Source organism: Terrabacter sp. LjRoot27 (genome assembly GCF_964254175.1).
Classification (GTDB): Bacteria; Actinomycetota; Actinomycetes; order Actinomycetales; family Dermatophilaceae; genus Terrabacter.
The window spans coordinates 4,291,514-4,305,347 of record NZ_CAXUSS020000001.1 but is presented as its reverse complement, the minus strand read 5'-3'; the positions used below and the strand labels follow the sequence as shown (position 1 = coordinate 4,305,347).

Sequence of the window (13,834 nt, the reverse complement as noted above, 5' to 3'; positions counted from 1 at the left end):
AGGTCAGTCCCGGGCTTCGGCCCGGAGGGCCTCGCGCGTCAGGGAGTAGTAGATCTCGTCGGACCGGGTGCCGTCCGGGTTGGGCAGGCGACCGCTGAGCCGTCCCTCGGCGCGGAAGCCGGCCTTCGCGGCCACCCGACCGGAGGCCTCGTTGCCCACCTTGTGCCCGAGCTCGAGCCGGGCGAGCCCCGTCTCCTCGAGCGCCCACCGCGACACGAGCCGCAGGGCCCGGGTCGTGAAGCCGCGCCCGCGGAAGGCGGGCAGCACGCCGTAGCCGACGAGGCCGGTGCCGGGCGGGCCCATCCGCATGATGCCGATGACGCCCGCGCCCTCACCGGAGGCGGCGTCGACGATGACGAAGCGCGCCGCCCGTCCGCGGCGCCACTCGATCGCGGCCGAGGCCGCCCTGCGTCGCGCCTCGTCGTCGGTCAGCGGCCGGCCCGCGAAGTCCCAGCGCAGCGACTCCTCGTTGTTGTGCTCGTCCCGCACGATCTCCCAGTCGGCAGCGGTGATCGGCCGCACCGTCACCACCCCGTCGCCCATCGGCTCGGTCTCCGGGAAGGGGCTCGGCCCAAGCCCGGCCGGCGCGTCCGCAGGTGGCCGCAGCAGGTAGGTGTCCATGACCCAGCCGTGGCGCTCGCGGGCCTCGGCACGCAGCCGGCGCACCTCGTCGACGACGTCGGCCAGACGGCCGTGCACGAGCAGCTCGTCGGGCGTGCCGAGGTAGGCGCCCCACCAGAGCTCGAGGTCGGGGAAGACGCCGGCGAGCTCCGCGCAGGCGAGGTGCCCGTCGAGCATGACGACGACGTCGCCGAGCGCCGGGTCGTACTCGTCGACGAGCCGCCGGCCGGTCGTGATGTGGATCGGGGCGCCGATGCGGTTGAGCGGGATCCGGTGGCGCGCAGCGAGCAGCTGCGGCGCGCTGATCCCGGCGATGACGTCGTGCTCGACGGTGATCCCGGCTGCGGCGTACCGCTCGACGAGCGCGTCGACGACCCGGATCGTCGAGTCGTAGAACGCCGGGTCGCCCCACACGAGGAAGCCGACGGTCGTCTCACCGGCGTCGAGCCCGTCGATGACCTCCGCGTACGCGTCGACCCGTGCCGCGTGCCAGTCCCGCACCCCGCGGTCGTATGCCGTCGCGTCGCGTTCGGCGTCCGGCCCGCGTCGCGGGTCGGTGACCTCCACGACGCGGTACGCGTGGTCGGCCGGGATGAGGGCGTCGCACACGGCCTGCCGGGCGGCGACGAGGTCGGACTTCACGTCGCCCTTGTCGGCGACGAGGAAGACGTCGACGGTGGCCAGGGCGCGAGCCGCCTCCCCGGTCACGTGACCGGGGTCGCCCATGCCGATCCCGATGACGCGGATGCGCTCGATCACGGGGTCGCTCCGATCCGGGTGAAGGAGAGGAGGCCGTCGATGTCGACGTGCTCCTCGAGGGCGTCGGCGAGGGTGTCGAGCATTCGCTCCCGTCGCTCCGCGAAGCCCGGGGCGTCGGCGTGCGGCTGCCACTCCGATCCTGCCGCGCGGGCGACCTCCGCGAGCCACGCGCGACGGAAAGTGTCGCTCTCGAAGGCACCGTGCCACATCGTGCCCCACACCTGGCCGACGTTCCAGCCGTCCAGGAAGCCCTGTGCCACAGCGGGATCCGTCGCTCGCACGTCGTCAAGGGGCAGGCGTCGTGCGATGCCGTGGTGGATCTCGTAGGCCGTGTCCACGGCGTGGTCGCCCCAGGCCCCGTCGGGCCGCGCGAGCACCTTCGACGCGCCGAACTCGACGCGCACGGGCAGGTGTCCGAGGCCCGGTACGACCCCGACGCGGCCCTCGATGTCGTCCTCGATCTCGTGCCCGAGCATCTGGTAGCCGCCGCACACGCCGAGCACGGGGCGTCCGGCCGCGACGCGGCGGTCGACGACCTCAGCAAGGCCGCGCTCGCGCAGCCACTCGAGATCGCTTGCGGTCGAACGGGATCCGGGCAGGACGAGGAGGTCTGCCGCGTCGGCGACGGCCGGGTCGATCGTCACGAGGACGTCGACGCCGGGCTCGGCAGCAAGGGCGTCGACGTCGGTGGCGTTCGAGATGCGGGGCAGCCGGATGACGGCCACCTTGAGCCGGTCCCGCGAGGTCGCCGACAGTGCGGTCGAGGCCCGCCAGTGACCGACCTCGAGGGTGTCCTCGCTGTCGAGCCACACGTCGAGGAGCCACGGGATGACGCCGTGGAACGGCACGCCGGTGCGGTCGGTGATGGTGTCGAGTCCCGGCTCCAGCACTGACACGTCGCCGCGGAACTTGTTGATGACGAAGGACTTCAGGAGTGCGCGGTCGTCCTCGTCGAGGAGCGCCCACGTGCCGTAGAGCGAGGCGAGGATGCCGCCGCGGTCGATGTCGCCGACGACGACGACCGGCAGGCCGAACTCGCGCGCCAGCCCCATGTTGACGTAGTCGCCCGAGCGGAGGTTGATCTCGGCGGGGGAGCCCGCGCCCTCGCACACGACGAGCTCGTAGGCGTCGGCGAGCTCGCGGTAGGCCGCGAAGGCGGCGTCGGCCAGATGGGCCCGCCCGGCGGCATACTGCCCCGCCTCGAGCGTGCCGGCCGGCTCACCGCGCACGACGATGAACGACCGGCGGTCGGTGCCGGGCTTGAGCAGGACGGGGTTCATCGCCGTCGTCGGCTCGACCCGGGCCGCGACGGCCTGAAGCCACTGCGCCCGGCCGATCTCTCCGCCGTCGAGACAGACCATCGAGTTGTTCGACATGTTCTGCGCCTTGAACGGGGCGACCCGCACACCGCGGCGTGCGAGGGCGCGGCACAGGCCGGCGACGATGACGGACTTGCCGGCGTCGGACGACGTGCCGGCGACGAGGAGGCCGGAGGGGGCGGGCGAGGGCACCTGACCATCCTGCCGGACGAGGCCCGCCCGACACCGACGGGTCCTACGCTGCAGGCATGGAGCTGCGCCACCATGACGAGGCCAACGGCGCCCAGCGGGCCCTGCGGCGGGTCGTCGCGTCCAGGCCCGGCGCCTGGGTCTCGAAGCGCACGCTGCACCGCCTCGACCTGCTGGCCCGCCGGGTCGCGCCCGGGCGCACCGCGCCGAGCCAGTGGCTCGCCGCCGTGCCCGTCGGGATGCTGACGACGACCGGTGCCCGCTCGGGACAGCCGCGCACCGTGCCGCTGCTCGTCGTGCCCCTCGACGACGGCTGGGGCGTCATCGCCTCGCACTACGGCTCGGTGAAGCCGCCGGCGTGGTACTTCAACCTCCGCGCCCACCCGCTGGCCTCGCTCGAGGTCGACGGCGTCACGCACCGCGTCCGGGCCGAGCAGGTGCAGGGGCCCGAGAAGGAGCGCGTGCGCGAGGCGGCGCTCGACTTCTACCGCGGCTACACGGCATACGAGGAGCGCGCGGGTGGGCGCGACCTCGGCTTCTTCGTGCTGCACCCCGAGCGCGACTGAACGCGCTCGGGGTGCAGGGTCGGGCGCACGGAGTGCCGCTTCGGCCTACTCCGGGTCGCCGTCGGCGAGCAGGCGGTAGAGCTTGCGCCGGGTCTCCGTGAGGATCTCCGCCGCCTCCGCCCGCTGCTGCGACGTGCCGGTCGTGACGACCTGCCACATGCCGCCCATGACCTGGCCGACGAGGGGCATGAGGTCGTTGGTGCCGCCGGACGGCCGGGGCGCCTCCTCCTCGGTGGACTCCTCGAAGGGCCGCCAGGTGGCGGCCATCTCCTCGGCGTTCTCCTCGACGTAGGTGCGACCGGCGTCGGTGAGGCGCAGCAGCCGCCGGCCCTCGACGTCGCGGCCCTCGACGAGGCCTTCGTCCTCGAGCTGCTGGACGGTCGGGTAGACCGAGCCGGGGCTCGGCTTCCACGCGCCGCCGGTGCGCTCGGAGATCTGCTGGATGAGCTGGTAGCCGTTCATCTCGTCGCCCGCGAGGACGTCGAGGATGGCGGCGCGGACGTCGCCGCGTCGGGCGCGGGGTCCGCGACGTCCGCCGAACTCGGCGCCGAAGCCGGGTCCGCCGAAGTGGCGGACGAGGTCGGCGACCCACGGGGGTGGGCCGGGTCGGCCACGGCCGCCGGGGCCAGGTCCTCCGGGGCCGCCCCAGGGGCCTCGACCGGGTCCGAAGCCGGGGCCGTTGCCCTGGCCGCCCCAGCCGCCGCCCCAGCTGCCGTCCCAGCCGGACTCACGTCGGTGGTGGTGGTGTCCGTGCATGGTGATTCTCCTTCTACGAACGCGACTCACGAACAGTCGCGATAGGTCGACGATATATCGCGACTGTTCACCGCGCAAGCGTCTGTAGAGGACGTCCTCGAGTGGGTAAGGGCGTGGGTGGGTGTGCGAGCTCCCGAAGCGCGAGTCCACACTTCGGCCGTATCCGGGCCTCTACGACATTCGCTAGATGTCTGGATACGGACGAATCAGCAGGTCAGCGCCACGGGAAAAACTCACACTTCATTGAGGTACGGCGCTGGTTTCGTTAGCGTTCGACGACGGGGGCATGCGAATCGCCCGTGAGGAGGACTGACGTGGCGAGCACACAGGGGAGCGGCTCGGCGTCCCACATCACCGTGGACGCCCGACGAGCCAACGCGATCGCGAGGAGATCCATGAGCAACGTCCCAGCCGTTCCGCTGGGCGAGAAGCGCACGGTCCGCATCCAGTGGGCCCCATCCGCGGCTCCCCGGATCCGCAAGGAGCTCGTCGAGGACCTCGTGGCCCGCGAGGTCTCGCCGGAGGTCATCGACGAGGCCGAGATCGTCGTCAGTGAGCTCGTCGCCAACGCCATCCGCCACGCAAAACCCCTCTCCGACGGTGCGATCCGCATCCACTGGAAGGTCAAGAACAACGTCGTGGAGGTCGAGGTCTCCGACGGTGGCGGCCCGACCGCCCCGCGCCCCGCCCCGCCGACCATGTGGGCCCCCGGTGGCCGGGGGCTGCGCATCGTCCGCTCGCTCGCGCACGAGTGGGGCGTCATCGAGGAGCCCCACGGCCGCACCGTCTGGGCCTCACTCGGCGGCCCCTCGCGCCGCCGCTCGCACTGAGCCGACGGGCTGTCCGCGCCGTGTCCCTCCCCGACCCGGCGCTCGTCGTGCTCGTCGGCGCCTCCGGCTCGGGCAAGTCGACGTGGGCGGCCTCGCACTACCGCGCCGCCGAGGTGGTCTCGTCCGATGCGCTGCGAGCCGTCGTCGGCAGCGGCGAGCACGACCTCGACGCCTCCTCCGATGCCTTCGCGCTGCTCGAGCAGGTCGTCGCCGCCCGCCTCGGGCGACGCCTGACGACCGTCGTCGACACCCTCGGCACCGACACTGCCCGCCGCCGCGCCTGGCGGGACGCCGCGCTGGCCGCGGGACTCCCGGCCGTCGCCGTCGTGATCGACACCACCGCGGCCGTATGTCGTGCGCGCAACGCGGCCCGGGACCGCCCCGTCCCGGCGCGCGTCCTCACGAGCCAGCTCGCCGCTGTCGCGGCGACGGTCGACCTGCTCGAGGGCGAGGGTTGGCAGGTCGTGAGGGTCGCGCCGGAGGAGCAGGATGCAGACCGTCCAACGGCCGAACCCGCCCGCGCGCCAGTGGCATCCGCCGAGCCTTCGGGTCTGCACGGCGTCGTGCTCCAGCTCTCGCGCTTCCCCGCCGAGGGTGACCTGCTCACGTGGCTGCGCGTGATGGCTGCCGCCGCCGAAGAGGCCGGGCTAGCCGGCCTCGCTCTCATGGACCACCTCATCCAGATCCCGCAGGTGGGCCGCGCGTGGGACCCGATCCCGGAGCCGTGGGTGACTCTCGGCGCCCTGGCGGCTTCGACGACCCGTCTGCAGCTCGGCACCCTCGTCACGCCCGTCACCTTCCGTGCCCCGGGCGTCACCGCCAAGGCCGCGGCGTCGCTGTCGGCCATCACGGGTGGAAGGGCCTTCGTCGGGGTCGGTGCGGGATGGTGGGAACGCGAGCACGCGGCATACGGCCTCGGGTTCCCTTCTGCGCGAGCGCGACTCGACGCGTTGGAGCAGGGCATCGAGACGATGAAGGCGCTCTGGGCGCCCGGCACCAAGCCGTATGCCGGACAGCGGGTCTCGCTGCCCGAGACGACGTCGTACCCCCGGCCGGTCGGCGACATCCCGGTCATCGTGGGTGGTGGCGGCGACCGGACGCTGCGCATCGCGGCCCGGCTCGGCGACGGCTGCAACGTCCCGTCCGACGATGTGGGTCTCGCCAAGCTGGTGCGCTATCTGGCCCTAGTGGGGCAGACCGGCCGGGACCCGGCGACCGTGCACGCGACGGTCCTCGACCTGCCGCTCGTCGGCCGGGACCGCGACGACGTCTGGGCCCGCGTCGAGCGACATCGCGGCCGCACCCCCGCAGCGGCCTTCGCGGCCCGGCACCACGCCGGCACGGCGACCGAGCACGCAGCCCGGCTCGCGGGCCTCGCCGACCTCGGCATCACGACCGCCTTCGTCGCACCGGTCGGGCTCGGCGGTCCCGACGACGTGCTGGCCCTCGCCCCGCTCGCGACCGCGTTCGGATGACCCCAGCCCGGCCACTAGGGTGGCGCGCATGGGTAAGGCATCACGTCGACCGCGCAGCGAGCGCGCAGACCGTTCCGCACGTCCGCTTCCGGCCCCGTTCGTGGCCCGCCCCTTCGAGGGCCTGCCCAACGAGACCGACTGGGTCGCGATGCGCGAGATCGTCCCGGCCGCGACCGCCACGGTGCGCTTCGCGAAGGGCAAGGCCCCTGAGGGTGCCCCCGACGAGGTGACGATCGCGACCGTGCTGCCCCTGGCCTGGCCGGGCCTCCACCGCGAGAGCGGTGAGGTGCTCGTCGGCATCCAGTCCGGCAACGCGAGCGGCGACACGAGCCGCGACATCGCCCAGGCGATCGCGCTCGCATCCGTCGCCGAGGCCGGTTCGCCCGTGACGACGCTGCCCGTGTCGATGGCCGACACGCCGCGCCTGCAGGACATCCTCGACACCGACGGTGCCTTCGAGATGCAGCTGCACGAGGGCTTCGACTTCTGGGTCGCCGACGCCGACCTCGACGCCGACGGCAAGGAGTCGCTCGAGCGCGCCAACGAGTCGGCCATCCCGACCGTCAAGCTCGACGCCGCGCCCTCCGCCTTCTGGTGCCGCATCGGTGAGCGCACGTACGTCCGCTGGGTGCTGCCCTTCGACGAGGACACCGCGACCGGTGCCCTCGCGCGCCTCCACGCCGCCGGCGAGAGCCACCTCGGCGAGGACGGCCGCCTGCTCGGCTGCTTCCGCTCGAGCGGTCTGCTCATCCCGGTGTGGGAGGTCGACCCCGGCTCCGCCGCTGCCGAATTCGAGGACGCCGTCGCGGCGATGAAGACGAAGATCGACGCCGCGGCCGCCTCGACGGAGCCGCTCACCGCGGCCGAGCGCGGCGCCAAGGCCGGCCTCACCAACCGCCAGGTCACCCTGCGCTGAGAGGACGGGTGACGATGACGACCCCTCCGCTGTCCGTCGCCGTCGTCATCCCGGCCAAGGACGAGTCGGCGCGGATCGCCGAGACGATCCGCGGCGTCCGCACCATCCCGGGCGTCTCGGCGGTCGTCGTCGTCGACGACGGCTCGACCGACGGGACCGCCGTCATCGCCGCCCGCGAGGGCGCCGAGGTCGTGCGCCACGTCCGCAACCACGGCAAGGCCGACGCGATGATGAGCGGGCTCGGTCGTGTCTCCGGCCTGCGCCGCGTCGGGCGCCTCGACGCCAGCACCTCGGTCCTCTTCGTCGACGCCGACCTCGAGGCGTCGGCCCAGGCCGTCGGCGCCCTCGTCGGACCCGTCGCGCGCGGCGAGGCCGACCTCACGATCGCGACCCTGCCGGAGCAGAAGGGCAGCGCCGGCGGACACGGGCTCGTCGTCGGCCTGGCCCGACGCGGGATCGAGGAGCTCACCGGGTGGTCGCCGAAGCAGCCGCTGTCGGGCATGCGCTGCCTCTCGCCGGCCGCCATCGCCGCGGCCACGCCCTTCGCCCGCGGATGGGGCGTCGAGGTCGGCATGACCGTCGACGTGCTCGACGCCGGCCTCACCATCCTCGAGGTGCCCTGCGACCTGCAGCACCGGGTCACCGGCACCGACTGGCGAGCGCAGGTGCACCGAGCCGGGCAGTACCGCGACGTCGCGCTCGCGCTCGGCGTCCGCCGGCTGCGTCGCCGCCTCGGCCCCGGCTGACCGCACCCCGCCGGCCGCCGGACTGCCGTCTGGGGGCCCGCCCCACGACCGACTGCTCCGAGACGTCACGAGCGACACGGCATACCGCGTCTGTCACCCCGTCGGGGAGCAGTCGGCCGGGCGGAAGGCCGTCGTCGCGGCTCAGCGGCGCGCGGCCGCCCGGGCCGCGTCGAGGTCGGCCCGGGTGAGCACCGACCGGGTCTCGAGCCCGAGCTCGTGCAGCCGGTTGGCCCCCGGCTCGCTGCGGTCGATGGTGCAGACGACGACCCCGACGGTGGCGCCGTGCTCGCGGAGCACGACGGTCGCGTCACGGGCCGCGCCACCCGTCGTGACGATGTCCTCGACGAGGGTGATCCGTCGACCGTCCACGTCGGCGCCCTCGGCGAGCCGGCGCGTGCCGTACGCCTTGGGCGCCTTGCGGACGAAGAGCGCCGGCAGGCCGGTCAGGCTGCTCATCATCGTCGCGATCGGCACGCCACCGAGCTCGAGCCCGCCCAGCAGGTCGGTGTCGGCCGGCACGAGCGGCACCATGGCCGCGGCCACCCGACGCAGCAGCAGCGGGTCGGACTCGAAGAGGTACTTGTCGAAGTACTCCGACACGACGGCACCGGACCGGACGACGAACTCGCCCTCGAGGCGGCAGACCCGGTCGATGTCGTGGGCCAGCTGGGCCAGCGCGGCCGGCTCGTCCAGCTCGGCGTGCACGTCGGGCTGCTGGTCCATGGGGTCGCTCCTCAGATGTGGTGGCGGTCGCGGCGCCGGCGCACTGGGGCGTTGCGCGCCTCGATGGACAGGAAGTGCATGACCGCCGACACGACGAGCGGCACCGTGAAGATCGCGGCGACCGGCGGGATCGCCGCGCCCGAGTCGTTGGTGAGGAAGCCGATGACGGCCATGATGATGACCGAGAGCAGGCCGCGTCGCATGAGCGGGGCCTCCTCGAGGAGGCGGCGCAGCGGCTCGGTGCCGAGGATGCCCGGGCGCAGCACGATCATGACGACGACGACCATGAGCGCGACGACGATGACCAGCAGCACCGGCAGGTGCACCGCCAGGGTGACGTTGGCCCACAGCTTGCGCGACATGACGTCCCAGGCGCCGCCGTCGATGACGGTCTGGAGGAAGCGCCCGGGGTGCGAGCGATCGGACTCCGGCCGGCGCCAGTCGAGGTAGCAGACGAGCCCGACGACGAGGCCCGCGACGGCCAGGACGATCGACACGTTGCGCACCGACGTCCGCCAGCCCATGACGCCCATGAGGAGGAAGCCGAGGGCGGGCACGAGCGCGATCGGTCCGCCGAAGTCGGCACCCCAGGCGGGGAGCACGTCGACGGCCAGCGCGACGCCCCCGACGACGACGACCGCGAAGACGGCGAGCCGCGGTGCGTCCCGCCTCACGAGGGCGTGCGCGAGGGCGGCGCACAGGAGGAGGACTGCGGCGGCATACAACGCGAAGGCGACGTTGCCCATGCCGTAGAAGCGGCCTCCGACGAGCGGCTGCAGCCCGAAGATCGACGAGATCTGCAGGTGTGACCCCGTGAGCAGGTCGATGCCGATGACGCCGGCCGTGATGGCCGACATCGCCGCCAGCGGCCCGAGGGCCGAGCTGCTCCACGGGCCCTGGAGGCACGCGAGGGTCAGCACCGAGCTGATCGCGAGGACGAGGACGAGGAGCAGCGCCACGAGCACGACGGTGTTCGTCGACCACCTCCACCACGGGACGAGGTTGGCGAGGAAGGTCGCCGCGGGCATCGCGGCCGACACGAGCCCGACGAGGCGCACGAGACGCAGCACGCGGGCTCGCGTGAAGCGGCGGTTCCACGGGCGGGCCCGGCGCATGACGAGCCACAGCACGAGCATCGCCAGGGCCGTGCCGACGAGCCAGATGAGCAGGAACGGCGCGACGACGTCGTGCATCGCGTCGGCCTTGGTGTCGATGTCGGTGAGCACCGTCAGCTTGGCCGCGGCCGTCGACTCGCTGTTGTTGGCCGACGGCACGACGCTGAGCGCCCGGCCGCCGATGGCGGCCTGCGGCTCGACACCGCCGCGTTGGAGGATCGTGGCCGTGATGTCGGAGAGCTGCGCGATCCCGACCATGCGCGTCGAGGCGGACGCGAGCAGGCCCGGCGCGTAGTGCGGGCCGCTCGCCGTGAGCAGCCGCAGGCGCTCCTGCTGGTCACGGTCGGCGAGCCCGGCGACGACGAGGTCGGCCCCGTTGGGCATGGCGTCCATGACGAGCTCGATGCGGCGCTCGATGCCGTTGATCTTCTCGAGGTGCCGCGTCGGGTTGGGGTCGGTCGAGCTGATGCCGCCGACGTCGACGATGCTGACTGGGCACTGCGCCAGGTCGGACACGAGGGTCGTCGCCTGGAAGGGGGAGTACTTCGCGACCTTGCCGTCGGACGTCGCGGCGGCGAGTCCGGCACCCGGCCCGACGGCCTGGATGCACGTCTTGGCCGCGGCGAAGCTGTCGCCGAGCAGGCCGAGCTGCGCCCGGAACTCCGCCTCCCGCGACGCCGCCGCGAGGGCGTCGAAACCGATGACGCGGTAGCCGGCCGTGGCATCGCCCGCGACGGGCGGCAGCGGCGTGCACTGCGGGCGGGACTCCGTCGTGTCCGGGCCGGCGGCCTCGCCGGCCGAGACCGTGGCCCAGCCGTCGGTCGGGCACGTCGTCAGCCGCAGGCTCTTGACCGACACCGACGCGGCGGATCCGTCACGGAGCAGGCCCCAGAGGATGGGGGTGTCCTCGGCGGAGACGTCGTCCCACGAGAGACCGCCGAGCCCCACGACGACGAGCGACTCACCCGGCTCGGGCTGCGTCGTGGGCGGCACGGGGACGGTGGTGCGCTTGACGTACGCGAGCGTGAGCGCAGCCACCATCACCAGGAGCAGGACGACGAGCGTCTTGACGGGGTGGCGGCGGATCACGGGTGACAGACTACAAACCGAGACTGTCCACGGAGGGCGAGGTCACGGGCTGGAATCGGAGGGCCCCGGACGACCGGCGCGGCTACCCTTGCCGATCGTGGACGCCCCGACGCTGACGACCCTGGCCATCGCGGCCGTCGCCGTCGCGCTGCTCGCCCTCGCGCTCGCCGTCGCCGCCCAGCTGAAGCTGTCCCGGGTCCGTCGCGACTTCGCCGCCCTCGGTGACGACGGCCAGACCGACATCGCGCGCGTGGCCGCCACCCAGAACCACCGCATCGACCGGCTCACGGCCGAGCTGACCCGCCTGCGCGAGCACGTGGCGAGCGCCGAGGACGACGTGCGCCAGAGCCTGCGCAACGTCGCCGTCGTGCGCTACGACGCCTTCGGTGACATGGGCGGGCGGCTGTCGTTCTCGGCGGCGATCGTCGACGACCTCGGTGACGGCATCGTCATCAGCTCGATCCACGCCCGCGGAGAGTCCCGCACCTACGCCAAGGGCATCGTCGGCGGGAAGTCGAGCATCACCCTGACCCCCGAGGAGCAGCAGGCGCTGGCCTCGGCGACCCGCCTGCCCGACCGGACGAAGGACGCGTCGTGACGCCGCCCCGCACCCCAGACCAGCTGCACCGCTTCGGCTACCTCGGGCCGCGCGGCACGTTCACCCAGATGGCGCTCGACGCCTGGGACGCCGCCGAGGGCCGTGACCACCTGCCGTTCGGCTCGGTCGACGCCGCGCTCTCGGCGCTGCGGGCGGGCGACATCGACGCCGCGATGGTGCCGATCGAGAACTCCGTCGAGGGCGGCGTCTCCGCGACCCTCGACTCCCTCGCGACGGGCGAGCCGCTCGTCGTCATCGGCGAGGTGCTCGTCCCGATCACCTTCGTCCTGTGTGCCCGACCGGGGGTGCCGCTCACCGAGGTCCGCACCGTCGGCACCCACTCGCACGCATGGGCCCAGGTGCGCGGTTGGATGGGCCGGCACCTGCCCGAGGCCGAGTACGTCCCCACCCTGTCGACGGCCGCGAGCGCCGCGGCGCTGGGGCAGCCGGGCGACGTCATGTTCGACGCCGGCGTCTGCGCGCCCGTCGCGGCCCGCAACGAGGGGCTCGAGGTCCTCGCCGAGGACATCGGCGACAACGCATCGGCCGTGACGCGCTTCGTCCTCGTCGCGCGCCCGGGCACGCTGCCCGAGCCCACCGGCGCCGACAAGACGACCGTCGTGCTCTTCCAGCGCGACGACCACGCGGGCGGCCTGCTCGAGCTGCTCGAGCAGTTCGCCGTCCGAGGCGTCAACATGACCCGCCTCGAGTCGCGGCCCACGGGCGAGGCCATGGGGTCCTACTGCTTCTCCATCGACTTCGAGGGCCACGTCCTCGACGCGCGCGTCGGCGAGACCCTCATGGGCCTGCGGCGGGTGTGCGCCGAGGTGCGCTTCCTCGGGTCCTACCCGCGCGCCGACGGCGGCCGCCCCGACGCGCGGCCGGGCACGTCCGACGACGACTTCGACCGCGCGAGGACCTGGCTCGAGGACCTGCGCGCCTGAGCCGGCGCGCGCGTCGTCGGCGGGCTCAGCCGATCGTCGCGCCCATCTTGAGCAGGAAGAGCGTCTCGTCGCCGACGACGCCGTCGTCCCCGATGCGGTTGGCCTGCTGGAAGCGCTTGACGACCTTCTTCGTCGCGGCACCGAAGTCGCCGTCGACGGTGAGGGTGCCGCCCGCGGCCCGCAGGGCTCGCTGGAGCGTCACGACGTCGGCGCCCTTCGAGCCGACCTTGAGCGTGCCGTCACCGAGCGAGCGCGAGATGAGCAGCACCCACATGCCGGCGTCGATGCGGCCCGGCTTGGGCGCCGGCCCCTCGAACGTGGACTCGACCTTCGTCACGGCCGCGCGGGTCTGGGCGCCGTAGACGCCGTCGACCGCGATCGGGCCGTAGTCGGCGTCGTTGAGGAAGCACTGGAGTGCCCGCACCGCAGGAACCTTCGCGCCGGGCTCGAGGACGGGGTATGCCGGCAGCGTCCGCTCGCACGCCCCCGCCACGCTCCCCGGGTCGGTCGGCGTCGGAGCCGGCGTCGTCGCGCTCGGCGTGGCCGACGCGCTCGGGGTGGGCTTCGTCGGCGTGAGCGGGTCGGCCGTCACGGTCGGGACGGGCTCGGTGGAGCCGGGCTCGACGGTCCCCGTCGCCGTGGCCGTCACCGTGGGTGACTCGACGGCGGACGTCGTCTGCGGGGTCGTGCCGCTGCAGGCGGTCAAGGTGAGGCCGATCACGACCATCGTTGCAGTAGAGGCGAACCCGCCCCGTCGACCGTCACCGTTCCGAACGCCTGCCATGCCCTGCACCTTGACTCCCCTGAGCTCACGTCGTGCAGTCCCTGACGTCCGCACACGTTCGAGAAGTATGCGCCGCCGGGAGGGAGCGCGCGAGCGCGACGCGCGGCGACGGCATACGTGGTCGTGCCCGTCGCGGGTCCGTCGGGTGCTCCTCCGGCGTCCGGGCAGGGGAGGGGGCGCCGGTGCTGCCAGGCCCGGCGCCCCACGGACGGGACCGCCCCCTGGAAGTCCCGAACCCCTGTGCAGGTCACCGGGCCTGCTGCCCCTCCGCAGCGCCCCGTAGCAGCCCGGTGACCGTTCCCCCTGACCACCCAGAGTCGACTCGTCCGGGCTTGATACGTCTCCGGACGAAAAAGTTCGAGAGGCCCGATGTATCAGGAAAACGAGTACGGACACTCAGTCGG

13 protein-coding genes are annotated in these 13,834 nt (G+C 73.3%); 7 read left to right on the top strand and 6 right to left on the bottom strand.

The features are described from left to right. Window positions 1-3: 3 nt before the first annotated feature. Together cobF and ACSQ2D_RS19820 are read right to left on the bottom strand one after the other, a co-directional pair. Complete coding sequence (cobF, locus tag ACSQ2D_RS19825; RefSeq protein WP_435987628.1) at window positions 4-1,380, bottom strand: precorrin-6A synthase (deacetylating); 1,377 nt, start codon at window positions 1,378-1,380, stop codon at window positions 4-6. Beyond that, window positions 1,377-2,891, bottom strand: a complete 1,515-nt coding sequence (locus tag ACSQ2D_RS19820; RefSeq protein WP_435987627.1) for a cobyric acid synthase — start codon at window positions 2,889-2,891, stop codon at window positions 1,377-1,379. The genes cobF and ACSQ2D_RS19820 overlap by 4 nt, the downstream gene beginning before the upstream one ends. Window positions 2,892-2,947: 56 nt before the next feature. Here ACSQ2D_RS19820 and ACSQ2D_RS19815 point away from each other — a divergent pair, with 56 nt between their 5' ends. Next, window positions 2,948-3,454, top strand: coding sequence for a nitroreductase family deazaflavin-dependent oxidoreductase (locus ACSQ2D_RS19815; RefSeq protein WP_435987626.1), 507 nt, complete (start codon window positions 2,948-2,950; stop codon window positions 3,452-3,454). A gap of 45 nt (window positions 3,455-3,499) precedes the next feature. Here ACSQ2D_RS19815 and ACSQ2D_RS19810 read toward each other — a convergent pair whose 3' ends face one another. Further along, window positions 3,500-4,210, bottom strand: a complete 711-nt coding sequence (locus ACSQ2D_RS19810) for a PadR family transcriptional regulator (protein WP_435987625.1) — start codon at window positions 4,208-4,210, stop codon at window positions 3,500-3,502. A 395-nt stretch (window positions 4,211-4,605) separates the two neighbouring features. On the opposite strand from ACSQ2D_RS19810, the gene ACSQ2D_RS19805 reads away from it, so the two are divergent. From ACSQ2D_RS19805 to ACSQ2D_RS19790, 4 genes are read left to right on the top strand one after another with little or no spacing between them, the layout of a single operon-like run. Then, complete coding sequence (locus ACSQ2D_RS19805; protein ID WP_435987624.1) at window positions 4,606-5,040, top strand: ATP-binding protein; 435 nt, start codon at window positions 4,606-4,608, stop codon at window positions 5,038-5,040. Window positions 5,041-5,060: 20 nt separating this feature from the next. Further along, window positions 5,061-6,515, top strand: a complete 1,455-nt coding sequence (locus ACSQ2D_RS19800) for an LLM class flavin-dependent oxidoreductase (RefSeq protein WP_435987623.1) — start codon at window positions 5,061-5,063, stop codon at window positions 6,513-6,515. A gap of 28 nt (window positions 6,516-6,543) precedes the next feature. After that, a complete protein-coding gene (locus tag ACSQ2D_RS19795) occupies window positions 6,544-7,431 on the top strand; it encodes a DUF5926 family protein (protein ID WP_435987622.1) in 888 nt (295 codons plus the stop codon). A gap of 14 nt (window positions 7,432-7,445) precedes the next feature. After that, a complete protein-coding gene (locus ACSQ2D_RS19790) occupies window positions 7,446-8,177 on the top strand; it encodes a glycosyltransferase family 2 protein (protein WP_435987621.1) in 732 nt (243 codons plus the stop codon). A gap of 141 nt (window positions 8,178-8,318) precedes the next feature. Here the strand turns inward: ACSQ2D_RS19790 and ACSQ2D_RS19785 are convergent, their stop codons facing one another. Continuing rightward, window positions 8,319-8,900, bottom strand: coding sequence for an orotate phosphoribosyltransferase (locus ACSQ2D_RS19785; RefSeq protein ID WP_435987620.1), 582 nt, complete (start codon window positions 8,898-8,900; stop codon window positions 8,319-8,321). A gap of 11 nt (window positions 8,901-8,911) precedes the next feature. After that, complete coding sequence (locus ACSQ2D_RS19780; RefSeq protein WP_435987619.1) at window positions 8,912-11,104, bottom strand: hypothetical protein; 2,193 nt, start codon at window positions 11,102-11,104, stop codon at window positions 8,912-8,914. Window positions 11,105-11,201: 97 nt separating this feature from the next. Here ACSQ2D_RS19780 and ACSQ2D_RS19775 point away from each other — a divergent pair, with 97 nt between their 5' ends. Beyond that, the gene (locus ACSQ2D_RS19775; RefSeq protein ID WP_435987618.1) at window positions 11,202-11,702 is read left to right on the top strand and encodes a DUF4446 family protein; all 501 of its coding nucleotides are present in this window, start codon (window positions 11,202-11,204) and stop codon (window positions 11,700-11,702) included. Beyond that, a complete protein-coding gene (gene pheA / locus ACSQ2D_RS19770; RefSeq protein WP_435987617.1) occupies window positions 11,699-12,646 on the top strand; it encodes a prephenate dehydratase in 948 nt (315 codons plus the stop codon). Before ACSQ2D_RS19775 ends, pheA begins: the two co-directional genes overlap by 4 nt. A gap of 25 nt (window positions 12,647-12,671) precedes the next feature. Here the strand turns inward: pheA and ACSQ2D_RS19765 are convergent, their stop codons facing one another. Then, the gene (locus ACSQ2D_RS19765) at window positions 12,672-13,367 is read right to left on the bottom strand and encodes a peptidoglycan-binding domain-containing protein (RefSeq protein ID WP_435987616.1); all 696 of its coding nucleotides are present in this window, start codon (window positions 13,365-13,367) and stop codon (window positions 12,672-12,674) included. Window positions 13,368-13,834 lie beyond the last annotated feature (467 nt).

Excerpts from the sequence above, each read along its gene's own strand:
- ACSQ2D_RS19815 (WP_435987626.1), top strand. The coding sequence starts at position 2,948 with ATGGAGCTGCGCCACCATGACGAGGCCAACGGCGCCCAGCGGGCCCTG.
- ACSQ2D_RS19810 (WP_435987625.1), bottom strand. The coding sequence starts at position 4,210 with ATGCACGGACACCACCACCACCGACGTGAGTCCGGCTGGGACGGCAGC.
- ACSQ2D_RS19805 (WP_435987624.1), top strand. The coding sequence starts at position 4,606 with ATGAGCAACGTCCCAGCCGTTCCGCTGGGCGAGAAGCGCACGGTCCGC.
- ACSQ2D_RS19795 (WP_435987622.1), top strand. The coding sequence starts at position 6,544 with ATGGGTAAGGCATCACGTCGACCGCGCAGCGAGCGCGCAGACCGTTCC.
- ACSQ2D_RS19790 (WP_435987621.1), top strand. The coding sequence starts at position 7,446 with ATGACGACCCCTCCGCTGTCCGTCGCCGTCGTCATCCCGGCCAAGGAC.
- ACSQ2D_RS19785 (WP_435987620.1), bottom strand. The coding sequence starts at position 8,900 with ATGGACCAGCAGCCCGACGTGCACGCCGAGCTGGACGAGCCGGCCGCG.